The following is a 20,870-nucleotide window of genomic DNA, read 5'->3' as shown; positions in this document are numbered from 1 at the left end:
GCGAAATGTCAAAAAAATAGTCCCTGTATAGAACAATTATGCGGTGAATTATCGTTAACCGCACACTGCGTGTCTGAACAGGAACAACGCCCAATCAAAGGAAAAATCGGAGCTGAAAAAAATGAGCAAGCTAGAGGATTTTATCAAGAATGAAGGAATCGCTTTTCCTGGCAAAACCTACGTGGAAGAGCTGTTAATGCCTGTATTTAATGACCAGCGGGATTACCTGTTCGATGTCATGTTTGATATCCATCGCGCGCATGTGATCATGCTGGCTGAGCAAAAAATCATCCGGGAAGACGAAGCAAAGGTTATGCTGGAGGGCATTAATAAGGTTGCGAAAACGGAAATCGCTTCGTTAGCTTATCAGCCTCAATTTGAAGATCTGTTTTTCATGATGGAGGCTAAAATTGGTGAAGAAATCGGCGCTGAATTGGCTGGGAAAATACATATCGGCCGCAGCCGGAATGATATGGGCATCGCCATGTACCGGCTGGTGCTGAGGGGACATCTCTTGAGCCTCCTAAAAAGTTCATATCAATTAAGCGAAGCGTTGCTCATGCAATCAGAGCGGCACACGGAAACCTATATTACGGGTTATACCCATACTCAACCGGCACAGCCGACGACGTTGGGGCATTATTTCCTTGCTATTTATGACGTTTTGCAAAGGGACATCACGCGCTTATGGTCTGCCTATGAAACTGTCAATCAGTCATCCCTGGGGGCGGCTGCACTCACCACAACGGGTTTTCCAATCAGCCGCAACCGGACATGCGAATTATTGGGTTTTGATAAACTGATTGAGAATTCGTATGACTCTATCGCGGGTGCCGATTATTTACTGGAGACCTCTACAGCGCTGATGACCTGTATGGTCAATACAGGAAGATGGATCCAGGATTTCCTGCAGCATGTGACAAGGGAATTCGGAACTTTTTATGTTGCAGACCCATATGTACAGTGCAGCAGCATCATGCCGCAGAAGAGAAATCCGGTGTCAATCGAACATTCACGCTCGATAGCCAGCAGCGCGTATGGGGATGCCTTGGCTGCCATGAATATGGTTCACAATACTCCGTTTGGTGACATCGTCGATACGGAGGATGATCTGCAGCCCCATTTATACCGGGCTTTCAATAATGCAAACCGTGTAATGAAGCTTATGTATGCTGTGATCGCCACCTTGAATGTAAATGATGAGCACACAAAGAAAATGGCGGCAAAATCGAGTATTACGATTACCGAGCTGGCAGATACCCTGTCAAGAGATTATGGAATCTCGTTTAGAAAAGCACACTCCATTGCCAGCCACATCTCAAAAAGAACGATCAAAGAGCAAAAAGAATTATATGACTGGGAGATAGACGAGATTAATACGATGATAAAAGAATTCGTCGAGGTATCCCTATCAGAAGAAGAATGGAAAAAAATCATCTCACCAGAATACTTCGTTGAGATCAGGAGCATCCAGGGCGGCCCAAGCCCGAAAGAAGTTAAAAGAATGATTGGCGAAAGAAAGCAAACGCTGCTCCGGCAGCTTGAGGAATACGAATTAACTGTCGATAAATTGAATAACAGGAGGAAACAATTGCTCGAATACAGTTTTTAAAAGCTCACACGGCTTGCTATAACAAAAGATATTTCGATTTTAGAAAAGAAAATAACAATGCCACCCTACATTTCATGAGATGAGGGTGGCTTTTTTAAATTCCAGTTACAGCAGTTAAAAGCGGCAATTAATCAAACCTTTGATTAATGCTTTTCTGACTCAAAGCAGCGGTAATCATGCTTTCTTTTCATTCCCAAAACTATTCAGGAAAGCTGAATAGACGAGATAAATTGAATTGATGGCCGACAGCATGCTGATTTCCTCGAACCAGTTCCAGCACTTGTTGGCATTGTAATCTGCGGATTGTTCCGGGTATAGTACAAAAAAGCCATGCTTTTTCGCAAGCTGGTTCATCTCTGTTCCAGCTGCAAAATCCTGTGCATTTTGGGTGCAGCCATGCAGCATGACCACTAAAGGGGCTTTCTTATTGATTTTCACCGGGATAAAAAACTCGTAAGGACGTGTACCATCTTCATTTGTGAATGAGCCTCTTACTGCTGCATCGTTCTCAGCCGCAACCAGATTTACAGGCATCGCAAACAAAAACATGACAGCCAATATAAAGCGCAGCTTCCGCATGAAACAACCTCCTATGCATTAATTACCTCTAACAATACCTGTCGCAGTTACAATCAAGTTACATCAATCATCCTATTGAACTCTAAAATTGTAAAAGTTAAACTAATAATGTAAGAATTTTGTATGTTATTGTCGGGCAGTGATTGAGCGATCCCAAGACGCAGCGTCACGCCATAGCATAAAACATCCTTAATAGAACCACGCAGCTAGTCATGGAAGGAAAAAGGAATGAGGTTCTAGTTTTTCTTCACTCTTAATATACTAAATATGGTATTCTGCTGGAGGATTTTATGAACATTACCGAATTAAGAGAACGGTTATCATTGCTGACACAATCAAATGTGATTTCACACCGCTCGGCTGACCTTACGTTAAAGGCTTTTCAACAGATGCAGCTGATACTGGGAACCGATGATATCCAAAGCGCGGAAATGCTGTTTACCCATTTGCCATGTGCCATCACCAGGATTGAAAGGGGGGAAGATATCGAAGCGCCAATGCCTGAACTTCTTAAAGAGATACCGCAAACCGACTATTATCCTCTGGTGCTCAAGGAAATTAAACATATTGAAAGTCTGCATGGATATCCACTGCCGGATGGGGAAATTGGTTATTTACTGATCCATTACACAAATGTTTTTAAACAAAATCGAGGAGGACATAAGAAAATATGAAAATAGTGATTGGCGGGCAGGTTGACAAAAAAGAGATTGAAAGCTTAATTAAACAGTTTGACAGCAGCATTTCCACGGTGATCAAATCAGATTTGGACGCTGCAATGGCGATTAAAATGGGACAGGCGGATTATTATTTTGGTGCGTGTTCGACTGGCGGAGGCGGAGCGTTGGCCATGGCCATAGCCATTCTTGGCAAACAAAACTGCGAAACAGTGTCCATGCCTGGAAAGAAACCTGTTGAATCAAAAATTGTAAGCGCTGTCAATGAGGGGAAAAAGGCATTCGGATTCACGGGTGACCATAAAGATGTGGCTGTCCCGCTGATTTTAACCGCTATCAAAACATTAAATAACAGGGGGTAACAGAGATGGAAATGACGCTGATTGTGTTGATTGGGGCTGTGGCCGCTGTTCTTGCAAATATGAATATCGCGGTGTTCAATGATGGTCTCCGCCCGATTGTATCAGAACATGCAGAGGGCAGGCTGAACCGGCGGGACTTGGCGTTTACCGCATTTGCTATGAGCTTCGGGCTCGTGATTGGATTCGGGATACCTTTCACCTTATCAGCGAGCATCATTCTGGTGCACAGTATCCTGCTCGGAACGGACATAATTGGGCTGATCACCCCGAAAAGTAAATGGGGCACACCTTTGGCAGCCTTGATTGGCGGATCCTATGGAGCCGGGTTGCTTGTAGGCCTTGAAGGTTTTGTAAAATTGTTTGAACGGCTTCCGTTAAATTTTATGGATGCTTTGGGACAGGTGGGGGCTCCCGTCGTCGTCACTTTTATGGCTTTTCCGGCCTTGGCTGTTGCCCTGCAGTTCAGTATAAAAAAGGGAATCCTCACCTTTATCGTGTCTGCACTTATCCGCCAACTGGCTGTATGGCTGAACGAGAGCAAGGCGCTGACCTTTTCTGACACTGCGGTTACCCTGAACCAGGAAGGCATGGCCCTAATTACTGGAATGATCTTTTTATTATTTTTCGCCATAAAGGAAAAACGTGAAGATGGCCCATCCATTGATTTAGCAGCAGTGTTCAGTGGCAAAGTAACAAAAATCAAGAAGAATGTGGCCTTCTTTATGGTCATTGGCGGCCTGATCGCAGCTGCCACCAACCTGGCAATCATGGCCGGGGACCCTATTTCCCTTAACCTGCTGGCCGAGGACAAAGGAACAGATGCCGGCATCGCCGCCGCAGCCCGCGCCCTTGGCTTTATTCCCCTTGTTGCCAGTACCGCTATTGCGACTGGCGTCTACAGCCCGGTCGGCTTTACGTTGATTTTCGTTGTCGGCTTGCTGTCGCCCAATGTGTGGGTGGCTTTGATTGGCGGAATCATTATCATTTTTGCCGAAGTCATGCTCCTGAGCTCCATTGCGAGGTTCCTGGATAAATATCCGGGTGTGCGCAATTCCGGTGAAAATATACGCAACGCAATGACAAAGCTTTTAGAAGTGGCACTTCTGATTGGTGGTGCCAATGCTGCCAACGCGATTGCCCCCGGGTTCGGGTTCTTTTTCATAGCAGGTACGTATTTGTTGAATGAAGCTGCAGGACGCCCGATTGTCCGTATCGCTGTCGGGCCTGTCGGGGCGATAGCGGTCGGCATCATTGCCAATATTCTGGTCGCCATGGGAATCATGTCGATCCCGAAATAATAATGTTGTGTAGCACGCCATCTGCCGCCGATACTGCTTGATCGAATAGATCTTGATTACCTTTGCACTGGTAAAACCAGAAGTTGTATCGCACTGCTATGCGAAACAAGCGTAACTTGTTGAAGTTGCGCTTGCATATTTTTCTTACGAAATCTCAGCTGCTGCGTTATCGTGAGACTAAATCATTGTTTAAATTAAATACCTTATTTAATGCCAAAACTACCCCATGATTGTCGTTATCTTCAGTCACCCAATCGGCGCTTTCCTTTACACAGTCAGGTGAATTCCGCATCGCGATCCCCAGACCTGCTGATGACAGCATGCCGATATCATTGGTGCCATTGCCGATTGTGACGACCTCCTCCGGTAAGATACCCAATTCAGTGATCAAGGGAAGGATTCCTGACCATTTTGACTTCGTTGAAAAGACTTCCAGACGGTCACCCTCATCAAAGACGGCAGCCCCGCTAATATCCGTTTGAAGAGCCGCCCTGTCATCAGCATTGAGATAAACGACTAGACGGTGGGCATCCCGGTTTGTATGATCAATATCTGCTTTTTTTGCGTTCGGGAGTAGATACTCGATGCCCCGGGGCGGGTGATTGGAAACTGACTGGCGATCAGCGAAATGTATATAAGTCCCTTTCAGTTCATCTGTTTTGCGGCAAAGTTCATATGCCAGCGCCGCAGGTATTTTGACATCGTGAATGACTTTTTTGTTGTGAATGACGTAACCACCATTATAGGTGACATACATTGAGCAGCCAAATTTCTCGCCGTATATAATTGAGGCGTCGAAAGAACGTCCAGTGGCAAGCCCGACTAATATCCCTCGTTGCTGGAGTTCTCCAATGGCGGTGATAAGCTTTTCATCCATCTCTTCTCTTGTGTTTAGAATCGTGCCATCGATATCAAGAAAAACCATTCGATACATCGAACATCACCCTTTCTATTAAGTTCCTAAAATAGTATTTAAACAGTACTGAATATACAATTTTCTGTACATGCCGCCTATATTAGTCCAGTTGGTTGATGAAATTCCGCTGCCGAAAAACTAATTGTGCACATTGAAACGTACTACGGGAACCTACCATTATTATTAAAATAATAAAAAACTATTGTAAGCGGTTAATTAGAATGTTACACTATAATCAATTAGAATACAATAAATTGTACATTCCTCATTTTAATATCTGCCAAGCACATGGCAGACGGAAAACCGGCTCAAAAAAGAAATCAAAATAAAACTGTTGTAAACGGTTTCTGTTCGTGTTAAACTGCAATTGTAAAGTACAATAAATTGTATATTGATAAAATGGTGATTGAAAATGTGGGAGAATTTTTATTCCAAACAAGGCATTGTCCTGCAAAAACTTGCTGAAGAGCTGCTTTTTATAGAGGTTAATAAACGCTTGCCGAAGGTCAGTGATTTTGCGGAGAAGTTTGAAGTAGGGCGGGGCACGATCCAAACAGCCTTAAAGATTTTGGAAGGTGAAAATTGCATCAGGGTGGAACCGAGGGGGCATCTTGGCACTTTTTTAAGATATAAAAGTGTGCCCAACCTTTTAACATATTCTGGGGCAAACCGCATCCAAGGAGTGATGCCTCTCCCATATTCTAAAAAGTACGAGGGGCTGGCGACCGGGTTTACATCCCAATGGGAATCTCTCGGGCTGTCTCTCAATATAGCTTTTATGCGGGGCTCAAAGCCACGGCTTGAAGGAGTGAAGGAAGGCAGATACGATTTCGCATTGATGTCCAAGTTTTCAGCCATGGAAGAATTGAATGAAAATGACGATTTAACCATTGCGCTTGAATTCGGCGGGAAAACCTATGTTTCAGAGCATGCGATCATCTTCTCAGATACAGAAAAGAAAAGGCTTGAGGATGGGATGAAAGTCGGGATTGACAGCTTTTCGACAGACCAGAAGATCCTGACACAGGCAGAAGCAAACGGCATGGACATCGAATATCTGGAGCTTAACTATATGCACTTGCTCCAGCATCTGAAAGCCGGTACGATTGACGCGATGATTTGGAATGTGGACGAAATCGATTTTGAAGTCCATAATATCCAGCCGCTGACGTCTCCATTGGCAATCGAGTACGAAAAGCAAATGAACGAGGCGGTATGTGTCATTAAAAAGGACAACAGGAAGATGGCCTATATTATCAGCCTGCTTTCGGGCAGGGAAATAGTAGATATACAGACAAGGGTAGTCAATGGCGACCTTATGCCAAAGTATTAATTTTTTTAAGTCATAGTACAAAATACTGTACATTGATTTCAACCTTTCAGGGGGTGGTTACTTTAAATATAACCAGCAGTTTTGAAGTGTGTAATTACAAATAGCTATCAAAATCTAAGCTTACCTGAAAATACATCAGTGCAAAAATGAAAGGGGTAACAACATGGATGCCAGCTTAAAAGAAAGACTTGACTTACTGCATGATACAAACCAAATCAGTGACGAAATTTATGGCCGCTTGCCTGTCCTGTTTGATCAGGTCGAGGCTTATCTTGATGTAAAACTTGCCGAGGAAAATGCGGGCTCGTTTGCAAGCCATTTATCTGTTGCGCTGCAAAGGATTTCCGAAAACAATCCGGTATCAGAGATTTCCGAAGAGCTGGAAACCGTCATCGCGCAAAACCCGGAGTATTACCAAAACGCAAAGGATCTTTTGCAGGCTAACAATCCAAAAGGTGCAAATATTGATGCTGAAGCGGCGTTTATCACATTGTATTTCTGCTTATTAACTGGAAAGGGGAATGAATAATGTTACGAATTGTTGTTGGAGGACTTAAAAAGGATGTAACTGAAAGAGCTGTGAAAGCAGCAGGGGGAGAGCATGTCCAGGTCACGGTCACTTCTGATTTTGAAGGTGCTAAAAAAGTAAAAGCTGGCGACGCTGACTATTATCTTGGCGCTTGCAACAGCGGCGGCGGTGCTGCACTTTCGGTTGCAATCGGAATACTTGGGTATGGAAACTGCTCTACTGTTGCAAAAAATGGCCAAAAACCAAATGCAGAGGCGATCGAGAAATTGGTCAACGAAGGCAAGATTGCTTTCGGGATGGCTGTAGAGAGCATTGAACAGGCTGTGCCAATCATTGTCGGCAGCCTGCTAAAAAAACACGGTCTTCAGTAGGAGGAACATATGGACATTTTTCAAAACACTTCGTTAATTGAAATCGTTGTCGTAGTTTTGCTGACAGCGCTTACTGCATTGGCATCACACTGGGGGAAAGCGGTATTCCATGATGGAATCCGCCCCATCCTTCCAGAATTCCTTGAAGGCAGGATGAAGAGGACTGAACTTGCCTCGATCTCTTTTGGTTTAAGTATTGGTTTTATCGTGTCTGTCGGAATTTCCTTCGCGGTATCTTTTGAACTATTAAACCCGTGGCTGCTTTTCCTTCCGACTGATATTTTAGGAGTTATGGCTGCCCGATGGTGGATTGCTGCAGCGCTTGGTGGTGCGTGGGGGCTTGTTGCCTTATTTGGCCTGACTGGAGTACAAGCGGCATTTACCGCTTTGCCAATAGATTTGCTTGGCGCCCTGGGCGAACTGTCAACCCCAGTTCTTGTCGCCTTTACTGCATTCCCGATTATCGCAATTTTATATCAGTTTGGCTGGGTGAGAGCACTTATTTCTGGTCTTATCGTTTTAGTCATACGCCAGCTGCTCCCTCTTATTGGTGGGATTTACACAGATAAAGCAAATGCAGCTGTCGAAGAAGCAAGAAAATTAACAGATGTGACCTTTCCAAAAGACGCTGATTTTGCGGCTAAAATAAATGCGCTGAAAGAAGCCGGGGGGAATGGACAAGTACAGGATTTAATAGCTCAGGCAAACAATAATTTTTCCCTGGGCACGACCATCGGCGGTTTTACGATGCAGATCGCTGTTCTGATGCTTGCCGGGATGATCCTTCTAGTAAGCTTTGCGATTGCTAAAGACCTTAAGAACAAGGGTAATATTTCAGTAGATTCAGAGGAAGAAAATATCTTTGAAGCTCGTACGAAAAGGATTTACAAGGGACTTCCAATCCTGGCGGGAATTGGCGCCCTTCTGGCGATGGCTGCGAACCTTGGGCTGATGACAGGTTCAGAGGTTTCAGGGCCGATCCTGCAACAGGCATGGGATGCGTCCGGCCAGGAGCAGCGGGACCTCTTGCAAAGTGCCGCGATTGCTGACTTTATCCGGGGTATCAGCTTTATCCCATTGATTGTTACGACTGCCCTTGCTACAGGGGTTTACGGAGTTGTTGGTCTAACGTTCGTTTTCCCGATTGGATATTTATTGCCAAACCCAGTTGTTGCCGGTATCGTCGGTGCATTGTGGATTTGCCTTGAAGTAGTTGCCCTTCGCGGGATTGGACGCTTCCTGCAGCGTTATCCATCATTGCGTGAATCATCCGATAACATCCGCTCATCCATGAATTCCATGATTGAGCTGGCATTGTTCATCGGCGGTGCTTTTGCGGCCATGAAGATGGCGCCTGAGGCTATCGGGTTATCATTAACGATTTATATCCTGCTATATGCTGCAAATGAAGGCTTGGGACGTCCAATCATGAAGCTGGCCGCAGGTCCGGTAGCAATCATATTGACTGGTATTGTCCTTAACCTGCTGTATTTCCTTCATTTAATCTAAATTCACTGAAAGGTAGGTTTTATGCCTGCCTTTCGTTTTGGGAGATGTTTCATAATGAAGATTCATGCCGTAACTGGCCTTGTCGACCCTAATGCTGTTAAGAAAACGATGATACATGAGCATCTTGTTTTTGACCTTTCAGGGGTCAGGAAGGAACAGGACCAGGACTCAAAACTGGAGAACTCTCCTGCACTGGATAAGGAGATCGAGGAGCTCAAAAATTCCGGCTGCAATACAATCATCGAGGTTTCAAACATCGGGATGGGAAGAGATGCCCAGGCGCTTCTTGACATCGCAAACAAACATGATCTTGTCATTGTTGCCTCCACCGGATTTTATAAGGAGTCCGTCTATCCGGCGTTTGTATTTGAAAAATCAGCGGAAGAGCTTGCTGACATCATGATCCGTGATATCACAACTGGAATGGATGACACAACAATCAAGGCAGGACTGATAGCTGAAATCGGCAGCAGCCTGAATGAAATTACCGAAACCGAAGAGAAAGTTTTCACAGCATCTATCATGGCCCATAAAACGACAGGTGCCCCTATCAGCACCCATTGCGAAATTGGCACAATGGGCAGAGAGCAGCTGGCACTTTTCCAGAAATATAATGTCAAACTGAACCGTGTATCATTTGGGCACCAAGACTTAAATGAAGATATGGAAGAACAGCTGGAGCTGCTGCAAAGCGGAGCCTATATCCAGTTCGACACGATCGGCAAGAACAGCTACCGGAAAGATTCCGACAAGGTGGATAACCTGCTTGCCTTGCTTGAGCGTGGATATGAAGACCAGATCATGCTTTCCTGTGACATCACGAGAAAATCACATTTAAAGGCGACCGGGGGATATGGTTATAACCACCTGTTTGAAAATTTCATCCCGGCTCTCAGTCAAAATGGCGTCACCGATGAAATCATTGAAAAAATGCTGGTTCACAATCCACGCAAATTCTTAGCCTTTTAATGTCAATTCACTTTTAGTTCAGTAAAAGGGGGCCGTACGCGCCCTCTATTCTGAAATTAGAAAGAAGGACAGGAAATGAGCCTAAAATATGAACGGTCTGTTTTAAAAAATATGACCCTGGACGAAGCAAAAAACCTGCAATTCAGGTTGTTGGATGAGGTCACGAAGGAATTTAAGAATAACGAGTTTTTTCACATCGGTGACGTCGGGCTCCACCCGGAATACCACCGGCCATTAATGACGGCCCGAGTCGAAAAGGTGCTGGCAAGGACATTCGGCGCCGAGGCATGTGCCTTGGTGCGGGGGAGCGGAACTGGAGCGATCCGGAACATTTTAAGCATGCTGCTTGAAGCTGGCGACCAGTGTATCGTGCATTCTGCGCCAATGTATACAACAACAAAGGAAACGTTCCGGCTGCTGGGGTTAAAGCAAAACCATGTTGACTTTAATGACCATGATGCCCTTGTCGAAACACTAGAAAATGATAAAGTTTCGAAGGTCTTCTACGTGCAGCATTCACGGCAGCAGCCTGACGATACTTACGATTTAAAAGAAATCATTTCTTTAGTAAAAGAAAGACGCCCGGACTTGCCGGTCGTTGTAGATGACAATTATTGCGCGATGAAAATGAAACAAATCGGCAGCCAGATGGGAGCAGATTTTTCAACCTTCTCCGGCTTTAAGCTTTTAGGCCCGGAGGGAATCGGCGTAATCATTGGCCGAAAAGATACAATCGAACTGCTGCACGGGCGGAATTACTCCGGGGGCGGGCAGGTCCAGGGGTTTGAAGCACATGAACTGCTGCGCAGCCTCGCATTTGCCCCGGTCATGATCGCGATCCAAAACGAGCAGGTCCAGGAGCTGTGCCACCGTTTGAATAATGGCGAAGTCCAGGGCATAAAGGAAGCGTACATCACAAACTCACAATCGAAAAACGTGATAGTCGAGTTTGAACACCCAATTGCACAAGAAGTAATCAAGCTGGCTTCCGAATTCGGGGCAGCGACCTATCCGGTCGGAGCGGAATCCCGCTACGAATTAGTCCCAATGGTATATCGGGTCTCAGGCAGCTTTTTGGAAAGCAGGCCTGACTTAAAACTGCACGGAGCCCGTGTGAATCCGATGAAATCTTCTGCAAGCACTGTAATCCGAATATTACACCAGGTAATGGAAGAAATCTCAAGGAGGTGACCTGGCCGTGTTTTTAAATATGACGCTCAAGCGAAATGAAGGATTAATCAGAGCGGCCACCAAGCTCCATCAACAGGGAATCATCCCGGCCAATACTTATGCGATCGATCTCGATTCTCTTGAGCATAACGTCAGGAAACTTAGTGAATCAGCAAAGGAACATGGACTTAACCTGTATTATATGACAAAACAAATTGGCAGAAGCGGGTTCGTCGGCCGGATAATCGAGCAAAACGGCATCGGCCGTGCTGTCGCCGTTGATATTGACGAAGCAATTGAGCTGAAGAAGGAGAATTGCCAGATCGGGAATATCGGCCACATAGTCCAGCCAGGCAAATCCCAGTGGGAAGATGTACTGACAAAGCTGCAGCCAGAAGTTGTCACCCTGTTTTCAGTTGAGCGGGCAGCGCAATTATCTGCCGCAGCGGAAAAACTGGGGATGACGCAAGACGTCATTCTCCGTGTGATCAAACCAGATGATATGGTCTACCCGGGGCAATTTGGCGGGTTTTTGATCGGACAGCTTGAAGAAAGCCTTGATACACTTCTCAAGCTAAAAGGGATCCGCGTCATCGGGATTACGAGCTTCCCTGTACTGCAGATTAATGAACAAAAAGATGATTTCAAGTTTACTTCAAACATCGAAACGATAAAGCTCGCCCGCGAAATTCTTGAAAGAAAGGGAGTTAAGGTGAGCCATGTGAACGCTCCTAGCGCCACAAGCTGCCATAGCATCCCGATGCTGAAGGAATGGGGAGTCACCCATGGCGAGCCAGGACACTCTATCACTGGGACAACTCCTTTGCATGCGTATCGCGAAGATTTGCCGGAAATTCCGAGCATTGTCTACGTTTCTGAAATCTCGCATATGGATGAAAAACATGCCTATACGATTGCGGGAGGATTTTATGCCCGTTCTAACATGGAAGGCGCCTTATTTGGAAGCAATGAAAATGATATTGTGAACCAACGAACAAGTGTTGAATGTGTGTCACCGGAAAACATCGATTACTATGGCTGCCTCCGGCGTGAAGCCGGGATGAATACCGGCGATACAGTTATTTACGCGTTCCGGACGCAAATCTTTGTCACAAGGGCCCATGTCGCATTCATTAGAAATGTGAATTCCAGCCAGCCTGAGCTCGTTCATTTTCAAAGAAGGGGGATGTAGAACATGGCTAAAATAACCTTGCTCGTTTTGGACGGATTTGGTGTTGGCGCAATGGCAGACTGCAGGGAAGTAAAGCCTGAAGACGTAACCGCCCATACGTATAAACATATCAGGGAAACCGTCCAGCTAAGCATTCCGACTCTGTATGGACTTGGTTTAGGGAAAATAGTAGACGATGTAGGTACGCCGACTGCCGCTTATGGAAAGAGTAACCTCGCCCATCCTGGGGCAGACACATTCATGGGGCACCAGGAATTGATGGGAAGCAAACCGGGAGTGCCCAAAAAACGGTTGATGAGCGAAGTGGGGCCAAAGATTAAAAAGTCGCTGGAAGCGAATGGGTATGAAGTGGTTTATCCAATTGATGAGGCAACCGTCCTGCTTGTGAATGGAGCAGTCGTCATTGGCGACAACCTCGAGTCACAGGTCGGCAATATCATCAATGTCGTGGGGGACCTGAAACAGCTCAACTTTAAGGAAGTATCCCAAATAGGGAAAATTGTCCGGGAAAATGTGGACACAAGCCGTGTCATTGTCTTTGGCAATAAAAAATCAGACATTGAGACAATCCTTTCTGTCGTAAAAGAGAAAAATTCCGGGCTGCAATGGGGCGTTGATGCCCCAAAAGCCAATGTTTACGGAGAAGGGTACCAGGTGCTCCATTTAGGGTACGGTGTCGATTTTGAAAAACAATTTGCCCATATTGCAGAAATGAATGACATCCCTGTGTATAGGATCGGCAAAACGGCGGATGTGATCCAGGCACGCGGGTTCAAGGATCCAGTTGTCAATACAAAGGATGTTCTCGAAACATACCGGAAGTTTTACCATAATAGTGAAGACAATGCGGTCTTCCTTGTCAATGTCCAGGAGACGGATCTGGCTGGCCATAAAGAGGACAGTGTCTGGTACAAGGAAGTGCTGGAGGACGCAGATCGGTTCCTGGCATCATTTATCCCGGAATTAGGTGAAGACGACGTCCTCATTATAACAGCAGACCACGGGAACGACCCGACGATCGGGCATTCCAACCATACGAGGGAACAAACGCCTATTTTGGTGGTAGGGAAAAATGTGAAGCCGGTGTCGATTGGCACGAGGGAGACAATGGCAGATATCGCGGCAACATTGGCAGAATTTACTGGTGTTGAACCGCCTGAATATGGAAAAAGTTTTCTAAAGGACATCATGTGAAATCATTTCAGCCTTTAAGGGAGGAGTGGAACGATGAGGCTTGTTGAAGTAAAAAATTACGAAGAGATGAGCATTTTTGCCGCCAAACACATACTGGCGAAAATAAAGTCCAAACCTGATGCGGCGCTTGGCCTGGCGACAGGCGGCACTCCTGTGCGGACATATGAATTATTGGTTGATGATTTTAAAAAAAATCAGACATCATACGTGGACGTCTGTACTTATAACCTGGATGAGTACGTGGGGATTTCTCCCGAAAACCCAAACAGCTACCATTACTTCATGTATAAACATCTGTTTAACGATATCAACATCCCGAAGGAAAATGTCCATATTCCAAACGGACAATCAGATGACATCGAACAGGAAGCAAAGAATTATGAGGCAATAATTGACAGCATTGGCGGTGTGGACCTGCAATTGCTGGGCATCGGCGAAAACGGCCATATCGGTTTCAATGAACCAGGCACCCCTTTTGATACACCAACCCATATCGTCAAACTGGCAGAGTCGACACGGAAGGCCAACGCCCGCTATTTTGGCGATGAGGAAGAAGTGCCGGCCTACGCAATCACGATGGGGATTTCCACAATTTTAAAAAGCAAGGAGATCCTGCTTCTCGCCTCAGGAGAAAACAAGGCTGAAGCAATCTTTAGGATGTTTGCGGGCAACGTGAGCACTGATTGCCCGGCATCAGTTCTGCGGAACCATCCGAATGTGATTGTCGTTGCTGACTCGGCAGCGGTTTCGAAATTAAAAAAAGTAAAGGGCCTTGTCAGCTGACAGACCGGACGTAAATCTATACCGGAGTCCAAAATGGGCGCTGGAGAGTTATACAAAAAGAAGTCCCCTCGTGGTAGTGGTGTGACTTCTTTTTGGCATGCTTAGGAATATACATCTTTACTACTGACCAATTGCTTAGAAATATGACAATTTTCCTAATTTAATATAAATTATTCTTTACCACTGCCGGCCGAACTGATATATTCAAGATACAGGATATAGTATATTTATAAGGCAGAGGAATAAAATGTGGGAAAGTTTATTTTCGAAAAATGGCATCGCCGCAAAACATATTGCACTGGAATTACTCGCTGTGGAAGTTGGGCAGAAAATTCCAACGGTGTCTGATTTTTGTGACAGGCTCTGTCTAGGAAGGGGTACTGTGCAAGGTGCACTAAAGCAGTTAGAGATGCTCGGCGCCATCGAATTGGAAGCAAGAGGGCATTTAGGCACTTTTTTATTAAATAAAGATGTAAGCGTTTTATTAGATGTATCTGGAACAGGTCCTTTGGTTGGTGCAATGCCACTGCCCTACTCGAAAAAATATGAGGGACTGGCCACAGGTATCGTGGATGGATTTCAAACTCTTAACAAACGGATAAGCCTGGCTTATATGCGGGGTGCCAGCAACCGATTGGAAGCACTTAAAGCAAGGCGGTATGATTTTGCCATCGTGTCGAGATTGGCTGCAGAAGAATGGAACATTCCGCACAGAGGGCTTGAGATTGTTAAAACATTTGGAGCAGGTTCATATGTATCCGAGCATAAAATATTTTTGTCGGACCATGGAAAAACAAAAATTGAATCTGGCATGAAAGTGGGAATTGACAGGTCATCACCGGATCAATCAAAAATTACCCTACTGGAATGCGAGGGACTTGATGTTCATTTTGTAGATGTTAACTACATGCTGCTGTTTCAAATGCTGCAAGAGAGAAAAATTGATGCGGCAGTATGGAATGTCGATGAAATTCGATCTATGGAGACTTTCAACGCGGTGGATTTTCAGTCTGAACAAGCTAAAGAACTCACGAAACAGACGTCAGAAGCAACGATTGTAATCGACTCCAGCCGTGAAGAGGTCAAAAAACAGGTTATGCTGCTTGATACACAAATTGTGCTGAATACACAACGACTCGTCGAGACCGGCAGGAAATTTCCCCAGTATTAGCAGGTATCATTATTACAATGTTCCCTTGACTATTTAGAGGGGTTTTTCTGAGCCATAATACTAAATACTGTATATTGGAGGTTCTATATGAATCGTGATGACCTAAATGAGAGACTAAGAGTATTGCAATTTTCTAATACGATCACGGCTGAGGCGGCCCAAATAACCGTGAAAGCCTATGGCCACTTGACAGCAACACTCAGCCGCGAAGACATCCTACAAGGAGAAATGCTATTCACCCATCTTCCTATGGCATTGAGCAGACTGGCATCAGGCGAAAACATTGAAAATCCGCCTGCTCAGGTACTGCAAGAAGCACTCAATGCTGGCTATGCTGATGAGGCACGCAATGAGGTTTCATATATCGAAGAACAGTGGGGTAGAGCATTGCCCGATGCGGAAAAGGGCTATTTAATGATTCATTACAGTCTTGTATTCCAGGTAAATACAGGGGGTGAAACGGGATGATGTAGAAGTGCCCCGCATTCATCTTAACTAAACAAACGAAAAGGAGAGGGTTTTTCATGACTAAATTTGCAATCGGCGGGCAATTAAGCAAAACGGAAATAAAAGAACTCGTGGAACGAGAAGGTGCCCCGGACATGACGGCTGACATTTTCACTGATATGGAGGCTGCATTAAAAGTTAAAACAGGGGAGTACGACTATTACCTTGGCGCATGCCAGAGTGGAGCCGGAGGTGCTTTAGGGATGGCCTACGGCCTGCTAGGCAGGGATAAATGTGCCACAATTGCAATGGCAGGGCGTGCGCCGAAAGAACAGCAGGTGCTGGACGCGATAAATAAGGGGTCAAAGGCGTTCGGATTTACTGCAGATCAGGCCGGTGCTGCTGTCCCGATGCTTCTGAAACTATTAAAGAGTAAATAAGTTTCATAGATTTTCAGCGAAAACTGGCAGTTAATACGAATATTGGGGGTTAGAGGGGTGGAAATGGTAGATATTATTAAAATTGTGATTTTTTCCTTGATGGGAGGATATGCGACTTTTTTAACAAACCGGTCGATAGCAGTATATCATGATGGCTTAAGGCCGATCATGCCAGAATTCTTGAATGGGAATATGACAAGAAGGGAGCTTGGCGGTGTAACGTTTGCGATCAGTATCGGTTTTATCACCGGCTTCGCCATGCCCATTACAATAGCCACAGGAATCATAGTCATTCACATTGTGTTACTATCCGCAGATATTATCGGGACGTTTGTTAAAAATACAGCACTTGCCGTTTTCATTGGGGTAGTTTATGGGGCAATCGTTCCACTCACACTTGATGCAATCATCAAAGGTTTTGAATATTTGCCTGTAAACTTCCTGGATGCACTGGCATCTGTTGGAGACCCGATTATTTACGCATTTGTTGCGTTTCCTGCCATTGCTGTCGGGTATCAGTTCGGCAAAGGAAAAGGCCTTATTACATTTCTTTTGTCAGCACTTGGCTGGATCATTACAGAGAGAATTAATCCGGTAAACATTGCTGGTAATGAAGTGGCTTTAAGTACACAGGGCATTGCCATGCTTGTCGGAATGATTTGTCTCATCACTTATGCGGCCCGTGACAAATCGAGAGTAGAAGATATCGGTGACGGCTTATTTGCTGAAAACGTAAAACGAATTCGAAAAAATATATACTTCCTGCTGCCGATGGGTGCCATTCTTGCAATCGCGGCCAATTATCATTGGATTGCCGGGGAGCCTATCGCCGCAGCTCTGCTTGCAGACGGGGAAATCACATCAGCCGCACTGGTAGCCTTCATCCAGGCACTTGCATTCATGCCTTTAGTCATCACAACAGCACTGGTGAGTGGTGTGTATGCGACTAATGGATGGTGTGACTGGATCATTGGGCTCGGATATGTGTCTGCAAATCCTGTTATGGCAGGGGTGCTGGGTGCAGGTGCAATGGGTGCAGAGGTATTAAGCATGGGACGGATCGGGAAATTCTTAAATAAATTCCCTGCGCTGAAACTTTCTGGTGATAATATCAGGAGTGCCATGCTGCAAATACTCGAGATCGCCCTGTTAGTCGGCGGTATTAATGCAGCCAACCAAATCTGGCCAGGCACAGGGATGTTCATGGTGGTTGCACTTTATATCCTGAATGAAATTGCCGGCAAGCCAGTCATCCGTTTGGCAGCTGGGCCAATTGCGGCAATCATTGTTGGTATTTTGGTGAATATTTTAGCATTGACAGGCCTGTACATCGTTCAATAATCAGAAAACTGAATTTTGGAGTGGAAACTATGAATCCAGCATTATTGACAACAATGAGTATTGATGAAGCCATGAAAAAACAATTTGAGCTGACAAAGTCGATCGCTGACGAGTTCAGTGGCAGTGAGTTTTTCAACCAGGGGGACCTGGGGGTTGTGCCAGGGCTGGGCAGGCCGAGCCATACGAGGAAAGTGGAAAACGTTCTGGCAAAATTTTTTGGTGTACCTTCATGTGCCTTGATTAGGGGCGCCGGTACAGGATCGATCCGTTATACCCTGTCTGCGCTCCTCAATGCTGGCGATAAGTTATTTATGCATAAAAGTCCCATGTATACGACAACAAAAGAAACGGTACGCATGCTCGGATTAAATCCGGTATTTGTGGACTTTAATAATCAGCACGAACTGGAATCGGTGCTTTCCGAGCATACAGGTTGCAAAGTTTTCTATGCACAGCATTCGAGGCAAATGCCTGATGATACTTACGATTTAGCCAGCCTAATCAAATCGGTTAAGGAAGTGCGACCTGAACTTCCGATTGTCGTGGATGACAACTATACAGTTTTCAAGGTGCCGCGCATTGGTGTCGAGCTTGGTGCGTCCTACTCCTGTTTCTCAGGGTTCAAGCTGTTGGGACCTCCAGGGATTGGGATGATCGTCGGTGAGGAAGAAGCGATCAACACAATCCGTCAGCGAAATTATTCTGGAGGAGGCCAGGTGCAAGGGTACGAGGCCATGGAGCTGTTGCGGTCTCTCGTGATTGCCCCTGTAACGATGGCTGTGCAAAATGAAGAGACTCAACGGCTGGCTGACAAATTAAATTCAGGGGGAATACCGCAGGTCGAGCAGGCCATTGTCGCCAATGCCCAGGAGAAAAATGTTATCGTGACACTTAAGGAACCAATTGCCCAAGAGGTTATTGCCGAAAGTGAAAAGCATGGCGCTGCCGTTTATCCTGTTGGTGCAGAATCCCGCTTTGAAATACTGCCGATGATCTACCGTGTTTCTGGTTCATTTCTGGAAGCTAACCCAGAATTGATCAAAACAGGCATCAGGATAAACCTGATGCGCAGTGGAGCTGATCTGGCCGTGGATATCCTGAAAAAGGCCATACATGATGTGGAAACGAGGTTTAAAAACTGAAATGAGCCTATAAAAGATAAAAAGGGGAGTCCAGTGATGCCAGCAGTAGATGTTGTGTTGCAAAAAGAAATGATTGACGAACAAATCATGGATGGGCAAATTGCTGTCATCATAGACGTGTTGCTGGCTACCACGACCATTGCAGCCACCCTCGAACATGGTGCAGCTTCCGTCATACCTGTCAGGGACAGCTCACACGCAGCAGAAAGAAAAATAGGACTGCCTGCTGAAACCTTTGTCCTCGCTGGTGAGCTTGAAGGTAAAATTATAGAAGGTTTTCTGGCACCCTGGCCTGTGTCCCTAAAACAGCATGTATCAGGGAAAACACTTATTTTGTCTACATCAAATGGGACGGTTGCAATAAATAAATGCCATAAAGCAAAAAAGATCTATACTTCCTCATTCTTGAATGGAGAGCATGTCGCATCCTACATCAAAAAGATCGATAAGGGAGAAAATCTGGTCGTTGTATGTTCGGGCTCGGATGGATCTTTTAGCCTGGAGGACTTTCTGGGCGCGGGTTATTTCCTAAATAGTCTGGTCGGCAATAGTGAGGAAAAGTACACAATGACAGATGCGGCGAGAACCGCATTGTATTTTTACAAAAAACATGAAGACAGTTACCAGGATCTTCTAGAGCAATCGATAGTTGGCAGGGAACTGGCTGTGTTTGGCTTGATAGATGAGGTACGTTACGCAGCGGAACGAGGATCTATACGGGTTGTGCCGGAAGTCACAGACGACAGGATTGTAGATGCCCTGCGCAACAAATAAAGAAAGTAAGAGCGAAGCCCGGACAATCGTCCAAGGGCTTTGCTTTTTGTTTGTAATCAGCATGTAAAAGTTTACAATTGTATAATGAACGACTAATAAAAAGTACACCCTTAGACGGACAAAGTAGACGCGAATTGAAAGGATGGAAGAACGATGCACGAAGTGAAACAGTGTGAAGATAAAAATTATAAAATTTATGAGCTGAGGAATCCAGATACCAATTCGTGGGTAAAAGTAGCACCCGAAAGAGGCGGCATGGTGATTGGGTTCGGCATCCAGGGGGAAGAGCTGTTGTTCCTCAACAAGGAAACCTTTTATGATGCAAATGCAAATGTAAGGGGCGGCATCCCGATCCTGTTCCCGATTTCAGGCCAGTTGGAAAATGGGGAATATGAGTGGGATGGAAAGGTATATAAGATGAGGAACCATGGTGTGGCACGGACGAACCCGTGGGAAGTGATTAGCTCGAATGTAGATGGTGAAGCATCGATCACATTGAGCCTGCAAAGCAATGCGGAAACAAAAAAAGCATATCCTTTTGATTTTGAAGTCAGGTTTACATACGTTCTAAAAGACAATAGTTTAACAATTATGCAGGAATATACGAACAAATCAGCTTCTGCGATGCCGATCTATGCCGGGTTTCATCCGTATTTCAGGACAGCCAGTAATAATCTCGAATATAAAACAGATGCAAAAACATACCTGGACTATAACGATATGGATGTCCAAGATGTCAGCAGAGGCCTCGACCTTTCCGGCAAGAAGGAATCGCTCGTCTTATTGGATGCTGAAACACCTCAGATTGCGTTTACCCTGCCAGAACTGAAAAAGCTGGTTAAATTGGAGTATGGAGAGGAATTCAAGTACGTGTATCTTTGGACTGAGCAAGGCCAGGATTTTGTATGCGTCGAGCCTTGGATGGCCATGACGGATGAATTAAATCGGAAGGAAGAATTAAGCTTTGTCAGCCCGGGGGAAACTTTAAAAACATACCTGACCATTTCTGTGGAATAATGTTCTTTGCTAATAATTGTAATGCCCTGACCCGCTGAAGTTCA

General features: G+C 45.3%; 22 protein-coding genes. 20 read left to right on the top strand and 2 right to left on the bottom strand.

Annotation, left to right across the window (positions count from 1 at the left end; translation table 11 throughout):
• Positions 1-121: 121 nt before the first annotated feature.
• Positions 122-1,612, top strand: coding sequence for an argininosuccinate lyase (gene argH, locus CVD19_RS17355; protein ID WP_101583800.1), 1,491 nt, complete (start codon positions 122-124; stop codon positions 1,610-1,612).
• Positions 1,613-1,786: 174 nt separating this feature from the next.
• Here argH and CVD19_RS17350 read toward each other — a convergent pair whose 3' ends face one another.
• Complete coding sequence (locus tag CVD19_RS17350; RefSeq protein ID WP_101583798.1) at positions 1,787-2,191, bottom strand: alpha/beta hydrolase family esterase; 405 nt, start codon at positions 2,189-2,191, stop codon at positions 1,787-1,789.
• Between the two features lie 290 nt (positions 2,192-2,481).
• Between CVD19_RS17350 and CVD19_RS17345 the strand changes: the two genes are divergently transcribed.
• Genes CVD19_RS17345 through CVD19_RS17335 form a run of 3 tightly spaced genes read left to right on the top strand, consistent with a single transcriptional unit; the run spans position 2,482 to position 4,528 of the window.
• Positions 2,482-2,865: a PRD domain-containing protein gene (locus CVD19_RS17345; RefSeq protein WP_101583794.1), complete on the top strand. Its 384-nt coding sequence runs from the start codon at positions 2,482-2,484 to the stop codon at positions 2,863-2,865.
• Positions 2,862-3,230 carry a DUF2620 domain-containing protein gene (locus tag CVD19_RS17340; RefSeq protein ID WP_101583790.1) on the top strand — a complete coding sequence of 123 codons (369 nt, stop codon included), beginning with the start codon at positions 2,862-2,864 and terminating at the stop codon, positions 3,228-3,230. The genes CVD19_RS17345 and CVD19_RS17340 overlap by 4 nt, the downstream gene beginning before the upstream one ends.
• A 5-nt stretch (positions 3,231-3,235) precedes the next feature.
• Positions 3,236-4,528, top strand: a complete 1,293-nt coding sequence (locus CVD19_RS17335; protein ID WP_101583788.1) for a YhfT family protein — start codon at positions 3,236-3,238, stop codon at positions 4,526-4,528.
• A gap of 166 nt (positions 4,529-4,694) precedes the next feature.
• Here the strand turns inward: CVD19_RS17335 and CVD19_RS17330 are convergent, their stop codons facing one another.
• Complete coding sequence (locus tag CVD19_RS17330; protein ID WP_101583786.1) at positions 4,695-5,462, bottom strand: HAD family hydrolase; 768 nt, start codon at positions 5,460-5,462, stop codon at positions 4,695-4,697.
• A 394-nt stretch (positions 5,463-5,856) separates the two neighbouring features.
• On the opposite strand from CVD19_RS17330, the gene yhfZ (CVD19_RS17325) reads away from it, so the two are divergent.
• The 16 genes from yhfZ (CVD19_RS17325) to CVD19_RS17250 all read left to right on the top strand — a co-directional run bounded on the left by yhfZ (CVD19_RS17325) (position 5,857) and on the right by CVD19_RS17250 (position 20,826).
• Positions 5,857-6,777 (top strand): GntR family transcriptional regulator YhfZ, encoded by a 921-nt coding sequence (gene yhfZ / locus CVD19_RS17325; RefSeq protein WP_101583783.1) that lies wholly within the window; start codon positions 5,857-5,859, stop codon positions 6,775-6,777.
• A 163-nt stretch (positions 6,778-6,940) separates the two neighbouring features.
• Positions 6,941-7,306 carry a PRD domain-containing protein gene (locus CVD19_RS17320; protein WP_101583781.1) on the top strand — a complete coding sequence of 122 codons (366 nt, stop codon included), beginning with the start codon at positions 6,941-6,943 and terminating at the stop codon, positions 7,304-7,306.
• Positions 7,306-7,677, top strand: a complete 372-nt coding sequence (locus tag CVD19_RS17315) for a DUF2620 domain-containing protein (protein ID WP_101583779.1) — start codon at positions 7,306-7,308, stop codon at positions 7,675-7,677. The genes CVD19_RS17320 and CVD19_RS17315 overlap by 1 nt, the downstream gene beginning before the upstream one ends.
• A gap of 9 nt (positions 7,678-7,686) precedes the next feature.
• Positions 7,687-9,186: a YhfT family protein gene (locus tag CVD19_RS17310; protein WP_101583777.1), complete on the top strand. Its 1,500-nt coding sequence runs from the start codon at positions 7,687-7,689 to the stop codon at positions 9,184-9,186.
• 54 nt (positions 9,187-9,240) lie between these two features.
• Positions 9,241-10,155 carry a phosphotriesterase family protein gene (locus CVD19_RS17305; protein WP_101583775.1) on the top strand — a complete coding sequence of 305 codons (915 nt, stop codon included), beginning with the start codon at positions 9,241-9,243 and terminating at the stop codon, positions 10,153-10,155.
• 75 nt (positions 10,156-10,230) lie between these two features.
• Positions 10,231-11,346 (top strand): aminotransferase class V-fold PLP-dependent enzyme, encoded by a 1,116-nt coding sequence (locus CVD19_RS17300; RefSeq protein ID WP_101583773.1) that lies wholly within the window; start codon positions 10,231-10,233, stop codon positions 11,344-11,346.
• 7 nt (positions 11,347-11,353) lie between these two features.
• Entirely contained in the window at positions 11,354-12,517 is a 1,164-nt protein-coding gene (locus CVD19_RS17295; protein ID WP_101583771.1) for a YhfX family PLP-dependent enzyme, read from the top strand.
• Positions 12,518-12,520: 3 nt separating this feature from the next.
• Complete coding sequence (locus CVD19_RS17290) at positions 12,521-13,711, top strand: phosphopentomutase (protein WP_101583769.1); 1,191 nt, start codon at positions 12,521-12,523, stop codon at positions 13,709-13,711.
• Between the two features lie 33 nt (positions 13,712-13,744).
• Positions 13,745-14,494: a glucosamine-6-phosphate deaminase gene (gene nagB, locus CVD19_RS17285; RefSeq protein ID WP_101583767.1), complete on the top strand. Its 750-nt coding sequence runs from the start codon at positions 13,745-13,747 to the stop codon at positions 14,492-14,494.
• 247 nt (positions 14,495-14,741) lie between these two features.
• Entirely contained in the window at positions 14,742-15,665 is a 924-nt protein-coding gene (gene yhfZ / locus CVD19_RS17280; RefSeq protein WP_101583765.1) for a GntR family transcriptional regulator YhfZ, read from the top strand.
• An 87-nt stretch (positions 15,666-15,752) separates the two neighbouring features.
• Positions 15,753-16,133 carry a PRD domain-containing protein gene (locus CVD19_RS17275; protein WP_101583762.1) on the top strand — a complete coding sequence of 127 codons (381 nt, stop codon included), beginning with the start codon at positions 15,753-15,755 and terminating at the stop codon, positions 16,131-16,133.
• Positions 16,134-16,189: 56 nt separating this feature from the next.
• Complete coding sequence (locus tag CVD19_RS17270) at positions 16,190-16,552, top strand: DUF2620 domain-containing protein (protein ID WP_101583760.1); 363 nt, start codon at positions 16,190-16,192, stop codon at positions 16,550-16,552.
• Positions 16,553-16,615: 63 nt separating this feature from the next.
• On the top strand, positions 16,616-17,893 hold the full coding sequence (locus CVD19_RS17265) for a YhfT family protein (protein WP_257985184.1): 1,278 nt from the start codon (positions 16,616-16,618) through the stop codon (positions 17,891-17,893).
• Positions 17,894-17,922: 29 nt separating this feature from the next.
• Positions 17,923-19,035, top strand: coding sequence for an aminotransferase class V-fold PLP-dependent enzyme (locus CVD19_RS17260; protein WP_101583756.1), 1,113 nt, complete (start codon positions 17,923-17,925; stop codon positions 19,033-19,035).
• Between the two features lie 36 nt (positions 19,036-19,071).
• A complete protein-coding gene (locus CVD19_RS17255) occupies positions 19,072-19,809 on the top strand; it encodes a 2-phosphosulfolactate phosphatase (protein ID WP_101583754.1) in 738 nt (245 codons plus the stop codon).
• A gap of 153 nt (positions 19,810-19,962) precedes the next feature.
• Positions 19,963-20,826, top strand: coding sequence for an aldose epimerase family protein (locus CVD19_RS17250; RefSeq protein ID WP_101583752.1), 864 nt, complete (start codon positions 19,963-19,965; stop codon positions 20,824-20,826).
• Positions 20,827-20,870: the final 44 nt, after the last annotated feature.

The sequence above is a fragment of the Bacillus sp. T33-2 genome, from assembly GCF_002860205.1.
Taxonomy (GTDB): Bacteria; Bacillota; Bacilli; order Bacillales; family Cytobacillaceae; genus T33-2.
The sequence above is the reverse complement of the archived record's forward strand: the minus strand, read 5'-3'. Positions and strand labels throughout refer to the sequence as shown.

Excerpts from the sequence above, each read along its gene's own strand:
- CVD19_RS17260 (WP_101583756.1), top strand. The coding sequence starts at position 17,923 with ATGAATCCAGCATTATTGACAACAATGAGTATTGATGAAGCCATGAAA.
- CVD19_RS17255 (WP_101583754.1), top strand. The coding sequence starts at position 19,072 with ATGCCAGCAGTAGATGTTGTGTTGCAAAAAGAAATGATTGACGAACAA.
- CVD19_RS17265 (WP_257985184.1), top strand. The coding sequence starts at position 16,616 with ATGGTAGATATTATTAAAATTGTGATTTTTTCCTTGATGGGAGGATAT.
- CVD19_RS17250 (WP_101583752.1), top strand. The coding sequence starts at position 19,963 with ATGCACGAAGTGAAACAGTGTGAAGATAAAAATTATAAAATTTATGAG.
- CVD19_RS17310 (WP_101583777.1), top strand. The coding sequence starts at position 7,687 with ATGGACATTTTTCAAAACACTTCGTTAATTGAAATCGTTGTCGTAGTT.
- yhfZ (WP_101583765.1), top strand. The coding sequence starts at position 14,742 with ATGTGGGAAAGTTTATTTTCGAAAAATGGCATCGCCGCAAAACATATT.
- CVD19_RS17300 (WP_101583773.1), top strand. The coding sequence starts at position 10,231 with ATGAGCCTAAAATATGAACGGTCTGTTTTAAAAAATATGACCCTGGAC.
- CVD19_RS17345 (WP_101583794.1), top strand. The coding sequence starts at position 2,482 with ATGAACATTACCGAATTAAGAGAACGGTTATCATTGCTGACACAATCA.
- yhfZ (WP_101583783.1), top strand. The coding sequence starts at position 5,857 with ATGTGGGAGAATTTTTATTCCAAACAAGGCATTGTCCTGCAAAAACTT.
- argH (WP_101583800.1), top strand. The coding sequence starts at position 122 with ATGAGCAAGCTAGAGGATTTTATCAAGAATGAAGGAATCGCTTTTCCT.
- CVD19_RS17315 (WP_101583779.1), top strand. The coding sequence starts at position 7,306 with ATGTTACGAATTGTTGTTGGAGGACTTAAAAAGGATGTAACTGAAAGA.
- CVD19_RS17320 (WP_101583781.1), top strand. The coding sequence starts at position 6,941 with ATGGATGCCAGCTTAAAAGAAAGACTTGACTTACTGCATGATACAAAC.
- CVD19_RS17335 (WP_101583788.1), top strand. The coding sequence starts at position 3,236 with ATGGAAATGACGCTGATTGTGTTGATTGGGGCTGTGGCCGCTGTTCTT.
- CVD19_RS17305 (WP_101583775.1), top strand. The coding sequence starts at position 9,241 with ATGAAGATTCATGCCGTAACTGGCCTTGTCGACCCTAATGCTGTTAAG.
- CVD19_RS17275 (WP_101583762.1), top strand. The coding sequence starts at position 15,753 with ATGAATCGTGATGACCTAAATGAGAGACTAAGAGTATTGCAATTTTCT.
- nagB (WP_101583767.1), top strand. The coding sequence starts at position 13,745 with ATGAGGCTTGTTGAAGTAAAAAATTACGAAGAGATGAGCATTTTTGCC.
- CVD19_RS17290 (WP_101583769.1), top strand. The coding sequence starts at position 12,521 with ATGGCTAAAATAACCTTGCTCGTTTTGGACGGATTTGGTGTTGGCGCA.
- CVD19_RS17330 (WP_101583786.1), bottom strand. The coding sequence starts at position 5,462 with ATGTATCGAATGGTTTTTCTTGATATCGATGGCACGATTCTAAACACA.
- CVD19_RS17350 (WP_101583798.1), bottom strand. The coding sequence starts at position 2,191 with ATGCGGAAGCTGCGCTTTATATTGGCTGTCATGTTTTTGTTTGCGATG.
- CVD19_RS17340 (WP_101583790.1), top strand. The coding sequence starts at position 2,862 with ATGAAAATAGTGATTGGCGGGCAGGTTGACAAAAAAGAGATTGAAAGC.
- CVD19_RS17270 (WP_101583760.1), top strand. The coding sequence starts at position 16,190 with ATGACTAAATTTGCAATCGGCGGGCAATTAAGCAAAACGGAAATAAAA.